Genomic DNA, 17,756 nt, shown 5'->3' on the forward strand with positions numbered 1-17,756 from the left:
ATGATCTAAACCTTCTGGTTGGGAGTTGGACGTATGTCGGCACCAGCACGCGTGGCACTTAGTGCGGCGGCATTCGACAGGACTCGATCGGATAGTTCGCCGAGGCAGCTCAGATTCGGAAAACCGGGCCCTTGAGCGAGACCGGCAAGACTGGGCAAATGAAGTCTCGCCGCTAGCCCGTCGATCGCGAGGTCGTGTCCGATTGATGTCTCGATGCGGTCCTGGGTGATCGGACCGCCGACAGCTAGTTCGATGAAATCGGTTGCCTCAGCGTCGAATAGATCGAAGAACCACAGCGGCTGGCCACCGGTGGCATCGACCACCAAGTCGTAGCCGTGCACCTGGTCGGGGCGGAATTCGTTACGCAGGGTCAGCGCTACACCATCCCCTTCGGGCAGCACACGTATTACCCTGCCTTGCAAGTGATGCACCCGATCGTCATTGAGTAACGATTCTTGTACGCGAACCGAGAACACCCCGCGATCGGTGCGCCGCACCACATCTCGCCGTTCGGCCAGACTCAGGGCGCGCCACTTGATCGGGTCGCTATAGAGCGAATTCTCGAAGAAGCTCTCGCCACGCGTGTATATCGTGGCGCCCGGCGAGATGACCGACACGGTAAGCACGTCATGCCGAACCAGTTCGTCGAGTGCGGACCCGGCGGTTTCGCCGCCACCGATCACCGCGGCCCGCGAGGATACCGGCAGTTCCCGACGACCGGCACGGCGCCAGAATTCGGCGACGCTCAACACCCGGGGATGCTCGGCGAGTGCACGGGTGGACTGTCCGGGCCCGGTGAGCATCAGCCGTTCTGCCTCGACGGTCGACACATTGCCATCGGCCCCGACGACGGTGACCGACCAGCGAAAGCCGCCGCGATCGTCGGTCGATGTGCAACCGATCGCAGTAGCGCGACCGCGGATCAGATCCAGGTCAGCCTTTTTCGCCACCCATTGCAGGTACTTCGCCCACAGGTTGTGTTCCGGGCTAGGCCGGCCACGATCGACCCACTCGGCGTAGGTTCCGCGTTCGACCAGAAAGGTAGTCCAACTGAACGCGAGCATCGCCTCGTTGATCTCATGATTGTGACCGCGCGCCCAGGTGGAGTGATACGGAAAGCCCACATCCTTTTCGGGGTTGGTACCGAGGCGGTGCCGCCCATCGGTCCAACCGCCCGATTCCATCCAATTGCCGCCTACCGCAAGCGGTTCGATGACGCTGACACGCGGAGCGGGCAGACCGAGTCGACGAAGTACATGAGCCTTCGCCGCGACTGCCATTGCCTTGGGGCCGGCACCGATCACCACTAGTCGTTCCATGAGTGCGCTCACTTCCTCACCATGTCGGGGGCCCAGTAGGTGGACGTATCGAATCGGGTGTGGGGGAAATCGGGTAGCGGCAATCCGTCGCCCGTCTGCGGCCAGGTATATCCGGCATCGTCGACGATTACCCGGGCGAGATTCGCACTGAACTCGGTAAGTGGGTCGGTACCGCGTTTCGCGGTGCCGACGGTCACCGTCCGCTCCGGCGCGGTTACCTCGGCGGCATAGACATTTTCCTGAATCGACAGCAACATGGTGGGGTGCTCAGACATCTCGACGAAGGTGTCGACGCCGGCTCGTACCGCATTGATGATCGCCAAGTCAAAGCGGACCGTATTGCGCAGATTCCAGAACCAATAGTCGTTCAACGGCTCGGCGGGGGTGATCCGATTGCCAAGTGTCGCACCGAAACACGGCAATGTCCCAGGAAGGAACTCAGTGGCGGTCAGACCGGCGTTGGCCCCACCGAATTCCTCACGGAAGTCGTTCACGTAACTCGTGTGCCCCGGATAGTCGACTTTGATCCGACGAGCGAAGGCGCCCGCCGCTTCGGCTCGCGCCAGAATCTCGACGACAGCATCCTTTTCACCCGATATCGCATGAATATGGCCGGAATTGACCACCGCGAGTTCGGCCCAGCCCGAACATCGGGCGAGAAGATCCTCCACTTGGTCGCGGGTCTGCCCGATCACACCCATCGTGTGGTTCATGAGACCGGCAACGTCAAGTTTGCGAATCTCTTTGGCACGCATAGTGACTACTCGGATCGCGTCGGCGACGCTCATCAATCCGGACACCGCGGCCGCGGCGATCTCGCCTTGACTGTGCCCGATCGTCGCGGCCGGCACGACGCCAGCTTCCCGCCACATCTCGTACAGTCCGAGGGTCAGGAGAAAGATGGCAGGCTGCACCAACGTGACCTCGTCGGCCGCGTTGTCATCGAGCAGGTAGCGCAGCGGCGACAGTCCCACCGTGGCCTGGAAGTCGCGGTCAACATCGTCGACCCGCGCACGGAACACCGTCGACGCCTCGTACAGTGCAGCACCCATCCCGGCGCGTTGGCTGCCCTGACCGGGAAACACGAAACCTATCTGACGGTTGATCGCCGGCTTTGAAGCGACCACAACGTCGGGGTGAGGTCGCGACGTCGCTAGTGCCTGTAGGGCGCCGAGTGTGTGGTCACGATCGCCCGCGATGATCAGCGCTCGATGTCGGCGGACCGGACGTGCGCGCATCAACGCCGCCGCGAGGTCTGCCGCCCTCACCTCGGAATGTATGTCGAGGTAGTCCGCCAAAGCCGCGGCCTCGAGCGCCACACCATCCTGCCGCTCAGATGAGACTAACAGCGGCACAAGACCATTGGGCATCGTCATGTCAGACATTCGCACTGTCCGCCGTATTCATCGCGATGATCGCGTGTGCGTTGGTGCCCGCTATGCCGAACGACGACACCGCCGCATAGCGCGACTGGTCCTCGACCGCCCACTCGGTGAGCGAATCGGCCAGTCGTAGCCCGGTCGATGACCAGTCGATGGATTCAGTGGGAGTCTGCACGTGTCGAGTCGGCGCGATCTGACCGTGGAGACCACACAACAGCACCTTGACGAGTCCGAGCATCCCCGACGCCGCCTGCGCGTGGCCGAGATTCGATTTGACCGACCCGACGTAGGCTGGTCGAGCCTCGTCGCCGCGTTCGCCGTAGATCTGTTGCAGCGCTTCAAGTTCCAGCGGGTCACCAACCGCGGTGCCGGTACCGTGTCCCTCAATCAAGTCAATCTTGCGGGGGTCGACTCCGGCTAGGTTAACCACCCTGTCCATCAATCGCTCCTGGGCGGTGGCGCTGGGCACCGCGATCCCCAAGCCGCCACCGTTGTGGTTGACGCCGGTAGCCAGTACCTCACCATAGATTCGATGACGATCGCGCAGTGCGGCGGACCGACGCTGCACTACAACAACTCCCGCGCCTTCGCCCCACAGTGTGCCGTCGGCCTGTGCCGAGTAGGGGCGGCATTGTCCGCCCGACGCCAGCGCATTATTCTTCGAGAACTCGTAAAACGCTGCGGGCGAACCCATTACGCAGACACCGCCCACGATCGCGGTTTCCGCCTCTCCGGCCCGGATCGATTTGACCGCGAGATCGAGGGCGGTCAACGACGACGCGCACGCGGTGTCGACGGTCATCGACGGGCCGGTCAACTCAAGACAGTGCGAGATGCGACCAGCCAATGCCCCCAGTGCCGTACCACTCGCGCGGTATCCCGAATACTCATTGATCTCGGCTGCACGTGGGCCATACTCGGTGATTGAACCACCAACGAAGACCGCCGTATCAGTGCCGGACAACGACTCCGGATTGATGCCGGTGTTCTCCAATGCCCGCCAAGCCGTCCGCAGGATTACCCGCTGTTGCGGATCCATCGCGACAGCCTCGCGTGGTGAGATTCCAAAGAAGAGTGGATCGAACTCGCTCGCCGACTCCAGAAAGCCGCCCGCATCGGTGACCTTCGACCATCCATCAACGTCGGCCAATGCAAACAATTCGTCGATGTCCCAGCCGCGGTCCCGCGGGAATGGGCCAATGAGGTCGGCCCCTTCCGACAGTGCCGACCAGTACGCCGCGAGGGTGTCTATCCGCCCCGGCGCTTCGACTGCCATTCCGACGATGACAATCGGATCATGGTCAGTTTCGGTGGAACTCATTGGTGCACTTCCTCTTCGATGGAGATGTCGGCGAGTTCGAGGAGGATTTCAGCAACCCGCGATAGCCGCTGATCACTGCCTTCAGCCTCAACGAGCCTGATAGAGATGTCCCGCGCCGTGCGCGCAGAGAACACCTCCGCTGCACGAAAACCGCTGAGCGACAACAATCCACGCAGTCGCGCGGTCAACGTGGTCGCCAGAATGGAGTTGCCGCCCTGGGCAAAGAAGTCCGACTCAACACCGAGCCGGTCCACCTGCAAGACCTGGGCCATCACATAAGCGACTGCCGCTTCGATCGCATTGCGCGGCGCCACATACTCATCCGGCGCCGGACCGCCCCGTGCCGCGGCAATTCGCGCCGCCGCAGCTCGGTCGAATTTTCCGTTGGCGGTCAGTGGAACGGTATCCAGAATGTTGATTTGGTCAGGAATCATATAGTGCGGCAACAGAATTCCCGCCTGAATGAACAGATCGTCCGCATTGGGCGTCGCGGCCGTTTCGGCGACAATGACTGCTGTCAGACCATCGCCGGCATTCTTTACCACGACCGCGTCACGCACGCCGTCGACCGACATCAACGCCGCCTCGACTTCGCCCAGTTCGACGCGATGTCCGCGAACCTTCACTTGGTGATCGGCGCGCCCCTGGAAGTCTAGCGAGCCATCGGGGCGGTAGCGCGCGAGGTCTCCGGTCCGGTACCACCGAAGCCCGGCATGGGTGACAAACCGCGCCGCTGTACGCTCCGCGTCACCGCGATATCCGTCCGCGACACTTGCCCCACCGATCCACAGTTCTCCGACAACCCAATCCGGGCAGTCGTGACCCGACCCATTGACGACGCGGCACGCCACTCCGCGCAGCGGGACTCCATAGGGCACCGACGTCGCGTCGGCCGGAAAATCATCTCGCACTTCGCAGATCGTCGAATGGATAGCCGCCTCGGTGGCGCCGCCCAATCCGGCGAATCGCAAGCCGGGCACGGCTTTTCGGAGTGCACGCGCCGATGCCGCGGGTACCCGGTCACCGCCGGTGATCACGGTCCGCAGGGTGCGCAACTGCTCTGGGCGGGCAGTGTCGACGATCATGCCGATCAGGCCGGGTGCCGCATTGAGAACGCTTACTCGCGACCGCTCGATGGCATCACTCCACACCTGCGCGTCCCGGCGGTCGGCCTCGTCGATGCACACGATCGCGCCACCCGAACTCAGGGGACTGAACAGATCGAACACCGAAAGGTCGAAGTCTAGGGCCGACAGCGCTAGCGTCCGGTCGTCCGCGGTGAGACCGAACTCGGTGCCAATGGCGTCGATCGTGTTGGCGGCAGCGCGATGACTGACCTGCACGCCCTTGGGTTCGCCGGTAGAACCGGAAGTAAATAGCACATACGCCGGCGACTCCGGGGAGACGACTGCCGGCACGGAAAGCGCGGCTCCCTGCGCCGCATCGGCCAGGGCGATTGATGTGACGCCGGCCAGCTCGTCGGCGGCGGTCGCCACCAACGCGACCCGGGCCCCACTTCGCTCGAGCACGCGTTCTGCTCGCGCGGCTGGTTGGTCCACACCGATCGGGACATACTGTGCCCCGGCCGCGAGTACCCCCAGAACCGCGGCGACCTGATCGGCTCCCTTAGGCAGAACGATGGCGACGGTGTCACCAGCGCGTACACCCGCGTCGGCGAGTGTTTGTCCAACAGAGAGAGCACGCGTCGCTAGGTCACCGTAGGTGATCTCGCCGTCACTGGCCACCACGGCGATACGATCGGGCTCCGACAGCGCGTTTCCGAAGAATCCCTGATGCAGGGTCCGCGACGGAAATGCCTGTGTGACAACCGAATTGACGCGGTCCCGTACTGACCGCGCCGGTTCGGATAGTTCCGACGGCCCGGCGTCGTCCCAGGTCCGCGGAGCGGCGATGAGGGTGTCGAGGATTCGACAGAACTCGGCGAACATCTCTTCGGCGACGCCATCGGGCAATGCGTCCCGCCGGATATCCCAGTTGGTCAGCAGTCCGCCGCCCATCTCCACGACCTGCGCGTCGATGTCGACCTGCGGACCCTGCGAGATGATCCACACCGGCTCTCCGAACCGCTCGGTCACTCGCGGGGAGAAGACTTCACCCAACCCCAGGCCGGAGGTAAAGACCACCGACGCGGTCACCGGGCCGCCGCGCAGACTACCGAGGTCACGCAGCACGTCGAGGCCGCGATAGGCCGAATGTGAAGCGGCCGTGTGGAGCTCACGCTGCACCTGGCGGGCGGTTTCAACTAGCGACGTTGTTGCCGAGGTGTCGACATCCACCAGCACAGAGTTGGTGAAGTCACCCACGACCAGATCGACGTCGGGGTGCAACGCTTCTCGGTTGAATAGCGGTACGTTGAGCAGGAACCGTTGCTCCGACGACCAGCGTGCGATCACTTCCGAGAAGACCGTCGCCAAGGCAACCGCGATGGTCACACCACGCGAGCGGGCCGCCGACTCCAACGCCGACATTGCCTCGGCGTCGAAATGCCGTGCCAATCGGAAGCTGCGCGACGGGTCGGCGCGTTCGGCTTCGGGGACGAATGGCAACGACGCTGGCTCGGGCAACTGCTCGTACCGCTGCGCCCACCACTGCCGGTCGGCGTCGATGTCCTCTGAGGTCGAGGCGGAATCCCCTTCGCGCGCTTGGAGATACTCGCGAAAGGTGTAGCCGATCGGCGGCAGCTCGATGCCGTCGTACAAAGCGGCGAGATCGTCGAGCAGGCGCCGATAGCTCTGCGCGTCGGCGGCGAGCATGTCGACGTCGAGTTGCAGACGATGCCGGTTGTCGGGCAGGAGAGTCAGCGTGATGTCGATGACCTGCCCGGCGGCGACATCCATTCGCTGGTGGCTCTTCGCATCACGGATTTGGTCCAGTCGTGCAGCGATCACCGTCGAACTTTTGTCCCGCAAATCCTCGGTCGACAACACCGGGATCGTCGGTGCCGGCAGGATACGTTGCGTGCCATCATCGGTGATGGCCGCGCGCAGCATCGGGTGCCGGGCGACGAGTTCGCGTACCGCGGTGGCTAACCGTTCAGGATCTATTGGGTCGACATCCGGTCCGCCACCATCGAATTCGGCGTAGAGGTGAGCGGCCACACCGCCGAGAGTCTGTTCGTCGCCTCGACCGATCCAGTACGCGTGCTGCATACCCGCCAGTGGGAAATCGTCGGATTGTTGTTCGGGCTGACTCGGTGCGGATTCGACCGGCGTCGCCACCACCGCTTTACGCTTCTTGGCGAGCCCGCCAGCCTTGGCGAATACTCCCGACCAGGCTTCGATAGTGGGCTCGAGCACAAGTGCCGAATAGTGGACGCGCGCGCCGCTGGCTCGCCAGCGTGAGGTCAGCGCCATGAGCTTGAGCGAATCCAGCCCCAGTTCCAACAGGTCTTGATCGTCATCGATGTCGTCGATCGGCAAATCCAGCGTCTGCGCGACGACTGCCCGAAGTTCGTCCTTTGTCACGTGTCTTCCTCTATCCCTAACCTGCTATCCCTGGACCGCACGGCGGTAACCACGCGCGGCAAGTACTCCGAAGACCGCCGAGATCGCCACGGCCCACCCCACGGTCAACGACAGCGGCACCGCGATCGGACCGCCTTCGGTCAGCGCGACCATGGTGTCGATCGCCGGGCTCATCGGCTGATATTCGACAATCGGCTGTAGCCACCCCGGATATTCGGTCGCCGGAGCGAAACCCGTATTGAAGAACAGCAGCACCAAGAACAGCACGCCGAGGTACTGGATCTGCGCCTTGCCGGATACGGTCGCGAGCGCTATCACCACCCACGCCCACGCCACTCCGAACAACACCGGAACCAATACCGCGCCGAGGCCAGCCAACAATCCCTGCTCGAACCGAAAGCCCATCGTCATCGCGAATACGAGCAGAACGACGGTGCCCGCCAGAATGCGGACAGCTTCGGCGAGAATTCTCCCGAGCAGAAATCCCGATCGCGGTACCGGCAGCGTCCACAATCTGCTGAGCAGTCCACTGTCACGGTCGTTGATCAGGGCGACGCCAGTCAGCATGGTGCCTTGCATCGCGCCAACGAGCGCGACCAGTCCGGCATTGCCGAAGATGCTCTGCCCAGCACCGATCGCGGTGGTCGACTTGCCGAAGACCACCTGGAACATGATGAGCAGGAAGGCGGGAAAGACTAATGCCTGAATGATCACACCGGGATCACGGAGCCACGCGCGAAGCAGCGCACCACAATGCACCGCCGACTGAGTAAGTACATCCACCGGGGCGCGCGACGCCGATACCGGAGGTGTGGACAGCGTCGTCATCGTCGGACCTCCGACCGTGCCGCAACCATCACCGCGACCACCCCGGCGACGAGCAATCCGAGCGACCACGCCACGACCGGAAGGTAGTGCGGCGCAACACCGTTACTGAGCGTGCGCATCGAATCGGAGAAGATTGACACCGGCTGGTTGCGCACCACCGGGGCGATCCAGTCCGGAAACGCTTGTGCGGGAACCAGTCCGGTGGACAGCATGACTAGAAGCAATTGCGGAATCATCAGGATCTGCACCAGGCTGTCCGGATGGGCCGCGATCTGCGCGAGCGAATCGGTCAGCATCGACAGACCAACCGCGAACACGATAGCGAGTACTACGAATTGCGCACTCTGCCACCATGATCCGTGGAATCTGAACCCAAACGCCGAGCCGATCACGACCGCACCGGCGGTAGCGACGAGAATTCGTACGGCCGCGTAGAGAATTCTGGAGGCTACCGGCAGCCATCGTTCCATCGGCAACGAGGCAAGTCGGTCGCGGACACCGTCCTGCGCCTCGGCAGCGGCGATCTCCGCCGAGATGATCGCCGCGAACATCGCGGCCTGCAGGATGATCACCGGGGTCAGATATTGCGCGTACCCGCCGTCGTAGGCGGCGAAGCGACGGTACAGCGGCACGTACAGGCAGACGAAGAACACGATCGGCGAACCGAACGAGAAGAAGAATTGCCCTTCGCGCACCCCGGCCCGCATCAATCGGGCCGTCAGCACCGAGAGTGCGGTCGGCGCGGCGATCGAATCGCGCGCCGGCACCCGGCCGTCCGGCCGGGTGTCGAGAAGGGTCATGATCGTTGCTCCGCGGGCACATCGGAGACGAATCGGAAGAACACTTCGTCCAACGACGGCCGACGCAACGCGATGTCGGAGACGTCGATAGCGGCCTCCTGCAACACCGAGACAACCGTGCCGATCGAATCGAGTCCGTCCGGCGCGGCCAGCGAAATCTTCGGGCGCGCACCGGCGACGGTATCGCCGGGAGCCGGATCGAACCGTGCCAATACCTCCTCGGCGCGTGGCAGATCGGCGCCGTCAGCCAGGGTGACGTCGCAAATCGCCGCGCCGGCAAGGCCTTTCAACTGCTCGGGAGTTCCGGACAGCACGACCGAGCCGTGATCGAGCATGACGATATTGTCCGCGAGCCGGTCGGCTTCCTCCAGATATTGGGTCGTCAGCAGTACCGTGATGCCCTCGTCGCGTAGCGCGGCCACGGTCTGCCAGACCGCCGCCCTACTCTGTGGGTCCAAGCCGGTTGTCGGCTCGTCGAGAAACAACACTCGCGGGCGAGTAACCAGCGCGCAGGCGATATCCGCGCGGCGACGCATACCGCCCGACAACGCCGAAACTTTGCGATCGACGAACTCTCCGAGTCCAAATGTCTCGATGACCTCGTCGATCCGTCCCGCGACGTCGCGGCGGCCCAGACCGGTCAGCCGCCCGAACATCGTCACATTCTCGCGAACAGTCAACGCACCGTCGAGCGACGCGTACTGGCCGGTGAGCGAGATAACCTCGCGGACCTTCGCAGCCTGCGATGCGACGTCGTAGCCGCAGATCGACGCACGCCCGCCGTCGGGCCGCAGCAAGGTCGACAGGATGGATACCGTCGTGGTCTTTCCGCTTCCGTTGGGGCCGAGCAACCCAAGGATTTGCCCCTCAGAAATCTCCATCGAGACACCATCGAGGACCCGCGGTCCGCCATAGCTCTTGACCAAGTCTTCGAGTTCAACAATGGGCATGGCTACGCCCTCCTTAGGTGATTCATCGGCACGTGTTGACCAGATCAGTCGGCGGCGGGCACCACGAAAGGTGCGACGCTGCCGAGCTTTTCGCAGGTCTCCTCGAATTCGCGGTCGGGGGTGGACTGATCGACGACGCCCGCGCCCGCGCAGAGCCATGCCTGGCCGTCGTCGGAGAAGGCGGTCCGCAGCGCGAGCGTCGCTTCGAGGTCACCGGCCGACGACGCCGTCAGCACCGCGCCGGAATACAACTCACGGCCATGCGGTTCGAGGCGGTAGATCGCTTCGATAGCTTCCCGCTTCGGGATACCGGAGGCGGTAATCGACGGGAACAACACGGCCAGCGCGCGCCACGGTCCGGCGGCGGGATCGAGCGAGCCGCGCACCGTCGATGCGAGGTGCTGCACGCTGCCCCGCTCGCGGACCACCATAAACTCACTCACCGCGGTGGAGTCGGCAACCGCGATCGACTCGATCTCGTCAAAGCACGCTCGTACCGAAATCGCATGCTCGGCGATCTCTTTCGAATCCGAGACCAATTCCGCGCGCGCCGACGAGTCCTGCTGTGCCGATCGTCCGAATGCGCGTGTTCCGGCCAGGGGCTCGGTTACCACCGTGCCGCGCTCGTCGACGGCCACCACGAGTTCCGGGCTGAATCCGGCTGCCTCTAGTGACCCCAGGGAGAGCAGGAAAGACCGCGCCGGGTTATTTCCCGCTCGGCCCCGCGCGTAGGTCGCGGGCATATCGACCGAAAATGGGATGGACACCCGGCGCGACATGATGACCTTCTGATAGTCACCGCGACGGATCTCGGCGACCGCGGTAGCGACCCGGCCTCGGTAGTCGTCAACGTCGGCGGTCACGTCGATCGGCGCCGATTCCGCCAATTGGCCAGTGTTACTTGCGATTTCATGTAGCCGCTCGGCACGGACCGGGTCAACCGAACTAGTATCGATACCTGTCGCGTCGACATAGGCTTCAAACTCGGGAACGATCAGATGCGCCAGAACCGCATCGTCGAGCACCCGGTCGGTCAGGTCGTGGTGTGAAGCACAGAAGTCGAAACCCACCCAGCCATAGACCCGCCACTGTGGCAGATCAAGAGCACGCAGCGCGGCGTCGAGCGCGATAGACGGATCACCGGCCCATCCGCGCGAAGTCTGGTCGGCGTCGCGAGTGACCGTGATCGTATCTTTGGTCAATACGATGCGGACCCGAGCACCGGCCGCAAATACCCATCGCCCGTCACGTTCGTATACAACGTGATCGCCGAAACTTCCTTCGTCGGCCCATGCTGCACAAATCCGAGCAGCCTGCTCAGGAGTGATCGCGGATAGCGAGTGATCGACATTCTGCTGGTCGGTGGTCAGCGACATGATGTTTCATTCCTCGAACATGGGTTGACGTGGGGTTATCGGAGGCAAGGACTCGGCTGGGTCTTAGGTCAGCCTAACCTAGAATCGTACAAAACCCACTGTTAGCTTCGTCGCAGGAATTATCATAAGGCTAACCTAAAGATCCATGTTTTAATAACCCCCGTGGATTCCCCCAGCGACCTCACCGTCGGCTATCACGCACATCCTGAAATTGCGGCACAGACATACCGAAAAGCGGACATATTCGACAATCAGCCTCTTTGGCGAATCTACGAGTGGGCAGTTGCCAATCGAGCGAATTCACCCGCGATTACCGATGCGTCGATCGATGGGCCAGTCACGCTTACCTACGCCGAGTTGGATGCCGCGGTAGCACGCCGAGCCGCGGGATTCGCCAACGCCGGGCTACGCCCCGGCCAGCGGATAGTTCTGCAGTTGAATAACTCCGGCGCGTTCGCTATCACGTTGTTGGCCCTGCTGCGTGCCGGAGTGGTCCCGGTGATGACTCTTCCCGCTCATCGAATCTCCGAGATCGCCGGACTCGCAGACCGATCGGGGGCGGTCGCGTATATCGGCGAGGATCGTCGGCGCGGCTTCGACTACCGAACACTCGCCGCCGAACTGCGCATCAGGGTGCCCACCGTCGAGCACGTCTTTATCGACGGCGACCCGGGCGAGTTCATCGCGCTGCCCGATGCGGACCCCGGCTCGATCGCCCTCCCCTCACCCGCCGATCCCGACCTCCCCGCGTTATTCCTCGTCTCCGGCGGCACCACTGGACTCCCCAAGCTGATCGCGCGCACCCACAACGACTACACCTACAACGCGCGACAATCGGCCGCGATAGCGGAACTGTCAGCCGACGATACCTACCTGGTCGTGCTGCCCGGCGCACACAACTTCCCGCTATGCTGCCCAGGCCTGCTCGGAATGCTCTCAGTCGGCGGCCACATCGTGTTCACCGACGTCGCCAGCCCGGACAACACCTTCGACCTGATCGAGGACTATGGCGTCACCGTCACCGCGTTGGTTCCGGCGCTGACCCAATTATGGTGTGCCGCAAGCGAATGGGAGCCCGCCGATATCAGCTCGCTGCGGCTGCTCCAGGTCGGCGGCGCCAAACTGGCCCGCCCGGACGCACAGGCCGCGGACGCCGCGTTTCCGAACGCCATCCAACAAGTCTTCGGCATGGCCGAGGGCCTCATCTGTTACACCCGACTCGACGATCCCCGCGAACTGGTCCACGAGGTCCAGGGGCAACCGATGTCGGAATACGACGAGGTACGCGTCGTCGACGAACAGGGCAACGACGTCCCCGATGGGACCGATGGCGAATTGCTCGTCCGCGGCCCCTACACGATTCGCGGTTACTACCGCGCCGACGAACATAACGCGCGATCGTTTACCGAAGATGGCTTCTATCGATCCGGCGATCAGGTTCGGCGTCTGCTCTCGGGACACCTCGCGGTGACCGGTCGGATCAAAGACACCATCGTCCGCGCCGGCGAGAACGTAGCGGCCGACGACATCGAAGAGGCGCTGTTGGCACATCCGAATATCAGTCAGGCCGCCGTCGTCGGCTTGCCCGACGACATGCTCGGCGAAAAGATCTGCGCCGTTCTTGTGCCGCCTTTCGATCGATCCGATGCCGATGGACTTGACCTACCCGCGGTCCGGAAGTATCTCACCGACCGCGGGCTCGCCTCGTTCAAACTTCCCGACGCCATCGCTATCGCCGGCAAATTGCCGGTGACCGCGGTCGGAAAGATCGATAAGTCGGCACTGCGCGCCGAATTGCTCGCCGACACCCAGTAGTGCCGACCCCAATTATGGTGTTCCACACCTAGTCTCGGTTGATGTCGACGACGTGCTACGGCACCGCGAATGGAAAATGTAAATCACCACACATTATTTCGTGTTCACGCGCCCGTTCGGAATCGAGCAAAGCCGAAATACTAAGCAGCACAAACGATTATCTAGATCTGGACCGATCCAAGTATTCCGATCTACGATCGGTTTGCCCCTTTCCCGATTAGTTTTTATTCCAGCTCGCCGGCATGGCAGCAGCACCGAGTACATCAACCAATCAGGAGTAGTCATGCGAAAGATTCAGATCCTCGTCGCCAGCGTCGGCGCTATCGGCCTTGTCGGCGCCCTGGGTGCGTGTTCCGATGATTCGTCAAGCGATAGCGGCGATAACACCGGAAATACCACTGCGATGAGCACCGCGATGGGTACGGGCGGTGAGGCCTCGGTGACTGTCGATGGCAAGCCGCTGGAAATGTCGTCAAAGACGGTGGTCTGCAACGAAACCGCGGGCAAAGTCATGATCGCCATCGGCGACAGCACCTCGGCCGGGAGCGCCGCCGTTGGCGCCACGCTGACTACTGGAGATAACCCTGAGGTTGAGTCGGTCGGCCTCGGCGCCACCAACGGGCAGGCGCTGGGCTGGTCCAAGGGCGTCCCCGGAGGGGATGCCAAGGCCACCAAAGACGGCAAGAACTACACGATTACCGGCAATGTAACCGGCGTCGATATGGCCAATCCCACCGCGCCATCGAAGAAGTCCTTCGAAATCAAGGTCACCTGCCCCTAATCCAACCTCTGTCGGACCGATGGCGGGTCTACCCGAATGAACGCCCGTAGATCCAATACGCCTGCGACTTAACGCCTTTGCGGCCAAGTTTGTAGTCGTTGCGCAAGACCGCGGTAATAGCTCTTGTCGATACCGATTCTGTTGCTACCCAACCGAATTGACCCGTGGCGTCAAAAGCTTGCGCGGTGACCGCGGCGATCAGATCGGCACCGCCATCGGTTCGGTCGACGTAATGAACAGTGTCCTGCGCGCGCGTCTTCATGGGCAGCGTGCGCTCGGAGGCGTGGCTTACTTCGAACCAAATAGTCGCCGCCGCAGCCGGATTCGACGATCCGTCGATGGCTTCGAGAAGTGAATTGATCGCCGGGAGCGCAGCGGAATCTCCGACAATCAGCCATCCCGACGGCGCCGGTTCCGGGTATGCGAACTTCGATCCCATGAAGGTGGCGTTGATCTGGTCGCCAGGTTCGGCGGCCTGCGCCCACCGCGCCGCGGTGCCGTCGTGGATGGCGAACTCGATGTAGAAGGTGTCGGCGGCAAGATCGGTATCGACGAGCGTGTACCCACGCTGGTGCAGTTTGCCGTTGTCCTCGAACCAAAGTCGCACCCACATCGTCGGATGGATCGGCCGTGAGGCCAGCAGCCCGCCGCCGGTGAAACCGAGCCGCACGTAGTCGTCGGTAATCGACTCGTTGCTGGTAACAGTGAAGACGAAGTCATCAGCTCCCAAGAGCTTGAGTACTCGCCCCTGCCAACCGCGGGACAATGTTTGTGTTGACGCGTCAGCCATTTGGCGCACCCTTCGCTAGATTCGACGGCCACCCTACCTGAAGTAACTTAGGCTAACCTATCTAACCAACCCGGAGCGGTCGCGGCCTCGGGGCAACACGCCGTAAACGCACAGGTCATCGGCATTGCTCATCATTTGCTCAGCGACCCGGGGCATGCTCGAGTGATGAGCCCGCAATCAGTTCAGGCGATCTCGCGACTTCCCCAGCCGACAATCCCCATCAACGTTAGGATCGCGCAATGAGCACCCGAAAGCGCGACCGGCAAATCCCGCAATGGCTCGGTGTGATGATGACCGCCTACGGCTCACTGGCCTCGCTCGCTTTGGTGGTGCTGTACGCAAAGGCCGGCACCGGCTCGTCATCTGGAACCCTCACCGCGATTGGGGCGAGTTGGTCGGCAGCAATTAGTGTCGCCCTCGTCGTGGCCGCGACGATGACCGCTGGAATTCGCTTGGCCAACAGTCGTTTACAGCCAGCAGCGCTGCGTGAGGGCCGGACGCGTCAATAGTCGATCTGCGCGTCACGCCGCAATCGGCACAACCCCCGGATGGGCGTCAAGGTACTGCTTGGTGAAGGTGCAGACCGGGCGGATGCGCGCACCTTGTTCCCGCGCGTAGTCGAGTGCTCCACGGGTAAGTCTGGTACCCAGACCATGCCCGGTGTATTCGTCGTAGATAACGGTGTGGAGCACGGTTATCACCGACCCCTCGGGTGATGTCTCGGTCTGATATCCGAGCACACCTACCAGGTCGCCGGCGACCCACAACTCGAAGCGTTCACGCGTTGGATTGTGCACAACCTCGGCGATTCGCTGCAGGATGGCCTGCGCCGATTGCGGCGGGCGATGACGACGTTTGAACTGCACTCTGACTCCTTACTCCCAGGAAAGCCGGCCAAGTTGTGACTCTAGTCACAGCATAGCGGCGAATATCCACGCCAGCGAGCCAACGTGACGTCGATTTGTCACCTGTTTCCGTTCTGTATGCAAAATGCGATCAATTTCCCCATTAATTAATCTTTACCACTTGCGTCACATCCGATAACTCGGACATTGCGCGCATTCGGTGGCGAGGTGACGCATCTTGACGGCCACAGCGGTAACGTGTTGGGCGCACATCACAAATGAACACGCGGGGGCTCTCACGAACCGAGGGCTGAGATGGCGACAGGACGGTCGCCGACCGCCGGAACCTGTCCGGATAATGCCGGCGTAGGGAGTTGAAATTATGGGCACACCTGTATCCGCTACCGAGATCACCACTGGACCGATCGAAGGCAGCAACAAGCGCTACCTCGAACTCGACCATCTGAGAGTTCCCCAACGTCGGGTGAATCTGACCAACGGCGAGTACCTCGATCTGTACGACACGTCCGGTCCCTATACCGACACCAACGCCGTTATCGACGTCGAAGCCGGACTTGCCCGCACTCGCGAATCATGGACCAAACCCCAGGCCGTCGGCGGCGCGGCTACGCAACTGGCCTGGGCTCGCGCTGGCATCATTACCGACGAAATGCGTTTCATCGCCGCGCGCGAAGGCGTCGATCCCGAGTTGGTCCGTAGCGAGGTCGCCATCGGACGCGCCGTCATTCCCGCGAATCATCGCCACCCCGAATGCGAGCCGATGATCATCGGCAAGGCATTCGCGGTCAAAGTCAATGCGAATATCGGCAACTCCGCGGTAACCTCATCGATCGCGGAGGAGGTCGAGAAGATGGTGTGGGCGACCCGATGGGGTGCCGACACAGTCATGGATCTGTCCACCGGCAAAGACATTCATCAGACCCGCGAGTGGATCATGCGCAATTCACCGGTACCCGTCGGGACGGTCCCGATCTATCAAGCGTTGGAAAAGGTCAACGGTGATCCAACCAAACTCACCTGGGAGTTGTACCGCGACACCGTAATCGAGCAGGCAGAGCAGGGCGTCGACTACATGACCGTGCACGCCGGAGTTCTGCTTCGCTATGTGCCGCTGACGGCACGTCGGGTCACCGGAATCGTGTCGCGCGGCGGATCGATCATGGCGGCCTGGTGCCTTGCGCACCACGAAGAATCCTTCCTCTATACGCATTTCAACGAACTCTGCGAGATCTTCGCGCAGTACGACATCACGTTCTCACTCGGCGACGGCCTGCGTCCCGGTTCCATCGCCGACGCGAACGACGAGGCCCAGTTCGCCGAGTTGCGCACCCTTGGAGAACTCACGAAGATCGCGAAATCCTTTGGCGTGCAGGTAATGATCGAGGGACCCGGCCACGTGCCAATGCACAAGATCGCTGAGAATGTTCGCCTCGAGGAAGAACTCTGCGAGGAGGCGCCGTTCTACACACTTGGGCCACTCGCCACCGATATCGCACCGGCGTATGACCACATCACCTCCGCGATCGGCGCTGCGATGATCGCCCAGGCCGGTACCGCGATGCTCTGCTACGTAACGCCGAAGGAGCACCTCGGGCTGCCCAATCGCGACGACGTGAAGGTAGGCGTGATCACCTACAAGATCGCCGCGCATTCGGCCGATCTCGCGAAAGGCCATCCTCGCGCGCAAGACCGCGACAACGCATTGAGCAAGGCGCGCTTCGAGTTTCGCTGGACCGACCAGTTCAATCTTGCTCTGGACCCCGACACCGCCCGCGAGTACCACGACGAGACGATGCCGGCCGAGCCCGCGAAGACGGCTCACTTCTGCTCGATGTGCGGCCCAAAGTTCTGCTCGATGCGTATCTCCGCTGACGTGCGTGCCTACGCCGAAGAGAACAACTTGGTGACCACCGAGGATATCGACCGCAAGATCGCCGCGGAGATGGCAGCCAAATCGCAGGAGTTCATCGACGCCGGCAATCGGGTCTATCTGCCGCTGGACACCGTCGAGAGTATCGGAACCGCTTGAGCCACAACAGTATT

At 62.4% G+C, this 17,756-nt stretch carries 14 protein-coding genes and 1 riboswitch; of the genes, 4 read left to right on the plus strand and 10 right to left on the minus strand.

Annotation, left to right across the window (positions count from 1 at the left end; translation table 11 throughout):
• Nucleotides 1-5: 5 nt before the first annotated feature.
• Genes GOEFS_RS05730 through GOEFS_RS05765 form a run of 8 tightly spaced genes read right to left on the minus strand, consistent with a single transcriptional unit; the run spans nucleotide 6 to nucleotide 11,461 of the window.
• Nucleotides 6-1,319: a SidA/IucD/PvdA family monooxygenase gene (locus GOEFS_RS05730; RefSeq protein ID WP_007316947.1), complete on the minus strand. Its 1,314-nt coding sequence runs from the start codon at nucleotides 1,317-1,319 to the stop codon at nucleotides 6-8.
• Nucleotides 1,320-1,327: 8 nt separating this feature from the next.
• The gene (locus tag GOEFS_RS05735; RefSeq protein WP_007316948.1) at nucleotides 1,328-2,704 is read right to left on the minus strand and encodes an acyltransferase domain-containing protein; all 1,377 of its coding nucleotides are present in this window, start codon (nucleotides 2,702-2,704) and stop codon (nucleotides 1,328-1,330) included.
• The gene (locus GOEFS_RS05740) at nucleotides 2,697-4,022 is read right to left on the minus strand and encodes a beta-ketoacyl [acyl carrier protein] synthase domain-containing protein (protein WP_007316949.1); all 1,326 of its coding nucleotides are present in this window, start codon (nucleotides 4,020-4,022) and stop codon (nucleotides 2,697-2,699) included. Before GOEFS_RS05740 ends, GOEFS_RS05735 begins: the two co-directional genes overlap by 8 nt.
• The gene (locus tag GOEFS_RS05745) at nucleotides 4,019-7,507 is read right to left on the minus strand and encodes a non-ribosomal peptide synthetase (RefSeq protein ID WP_007316950.1); all 3,489 of its coding nucleotides are present in this window, start codon (nucleotides 7,505-7,507) and stop codon (nucleotides 4,019-4,021) included. Before GOEFS_RS05745 ends, GOEFS_RS05740 begins: the two co-directional genes overlap by 4 nt.
• A 24-nt stretch (nucleotides 7,508-7,531) precedes the next feature.
• Nucleotides 7,532-8,335 (minus strand): ABC transporter permease, encoded by an 804-nt coding sequence (locus GOEFS_RS05750; protein ID WP_007316951.1) that lies wholly within the window; start codon nucleotides 8,333-8,335, stop codon nucleotides 7,532-7,534.
• Nucleotides 8,332-9,135 (minus strand): ABC transporter permease, encoded by an 804-nt coding sequence (locus tag GOEFS_RS05755; protein WP_007316952.1) that lies wholly within the window; start codon nucleotides 9,133-9,135, stop codon nucleotides 8,332-8,334. The genes GOEFS_RS05750 and GOEFS_RS05755 overlap by 4 nt, the downstream gene beginning before the upstream one ends.
• The gene (locus GOEFS_RS05760) at nucleotides 9,132-10,085 is read right to left on the minus strand and encodes a daunorubicin resistance protein DrrA family ABC transporter ATP-binding protein (protein ID WP_007316953.1); all 954 of its coding nucleotides are present in this window, start codon (nucleotides 10,083-10,085) and stop codon (nucleotides 9,132-9,134) included. Before GOEFS_RS05760 ends, GOEFS_RS05755 begins: the two co-directional genes overlap by 4 nt.
• A gap of 44 nt (nucleotides 10,086-10,129) precedes the next feature.
• Complete coding sequence (locus GOEFS_RS05765) at nucleotides 10,130-11,461, minus strand: salicylate synthase (RefSeq protein ID WP_007316954.1); 1,332 nt, start codon at nucleotides 11,459-11,461, stop codon at nucleotides 10,130-10,132.
• 162 nt (nucleotides 11,462-11,623) lie between these two features.
• Between GOEFS_RS05765 and GOEFS_RS05770 the strand changes: the two genes are divergently transcribed.
• Together GOEFS_RS05770 and GOEFS_RS05775 are read left to right on the plus strand one after the other, a co-directional pair.
• Nucleotides 11,624-13,276: a (2,3-dihydroxybenzoyl)adenylate synthase gene (locus GOEFS_RS05770; protein ID WP_007316955.1), complete on the plus strand. Its 1,653-nt coding sequence runs from the start codon at nucleotides 11,624-11,626 to the stop codon at nucleotides 13,274-13,276.
• A gap of 283 nt (nucleotides 13,277-13,559) precedes the next feature.
• A complete protein-coding gene (locus tag GOEFS_RS05775) occupies nucleotides 13,560-14,057 on the plus strand; it encodes a lipoprotein LpqH (RefSeq protein WP_007316956.1) in 498 nt (165 codons plus the stop codon).
• Nucleotides 14,058-14,085: 28 nt separating this feature from the next.
• Here the strand turns inward: GOEFS_RS05775 and GOEFS_RS05780 are convergent, their stop codons facing one another.
• The gene (locus GOEFS_RS05780) at nucleotides 14,086-14,847 is read right to left on the minus strand and encodes a siderophore-interacting protein (RefSeq protein ID WP_007316957.1); all 762 of its coding nucleotides are present in this window, start codon (nucleotides 14,845-14,847) and stop codon (nucleotides 14,086-14,088) included.
• A gap of 239 nt (nucleotides 14,848-15,086) precedes the next feature.
• On the opposite strand from GOEFS_RS05780, the gene GOEFS_RS05785 reads away from it, so the two are divergent.
• Nucleotides 15,087-15,356: a hypothetical protein gene (locus tag GOEFS_RS05785; RefSeq protein WP_007316958.1), complete on the plus strand. Its 270-nt coding sequence runs from the start codon at nucleotides 15,087-15,089 to the stop codon at nucleotides 15,354-15,356.
• 12 nt (nucleotides 15,357-15,368) lie between these two features.
• Here GOEFS_RS05785 and GOEFS_RS05790 read toward each other — a convergent pair whose 3' ends face one another.
• A complete protein-coding gene (locus GOEFS_RS05790; RefSeq protein ID WP_007316959.1) occupies nucleotides 15,369-15,713 on the minus strand; it encodes a GNAT family N-acetyltransferase in 345 nt (114 codons plus the stop codon).
• Nucleotides 15,714-15,968: 255 nt separating this feature from the next.
• Nucleotides 15,969-16,082: riboswitch (TPP riboswitch) on the plus strand.
• Here GOEFS_RS05790 and thiC point away from each other — a divergent pair.
• Nucleotides 16,075-17,742, plus strand: coding sequence for a phosphomethylpyrimidine synthase ThiC (thiC, locus tag GOEFS_RS05795; protein ID WP_007316960.1), 1,668 nt, complete (start codon nucleotides 16,075-16,077; stop codon nucleotides 17,740-17,742). It overlaps the preceding riboswitch by 8 nt.
• Nucleotides 17,743-17,756 lie beyond the last annotated feature (14 nt).

Origin of the sequence: Gordonia effusa NBRC 100432 (assembly GCF_000241305.1) — a bacterium.
GTDB lineage: Bacteria > Actinomycetota > Actinomycetes > Mycobacteriales > Mycobacteriaceae > Gordonia > Gordonia effusa.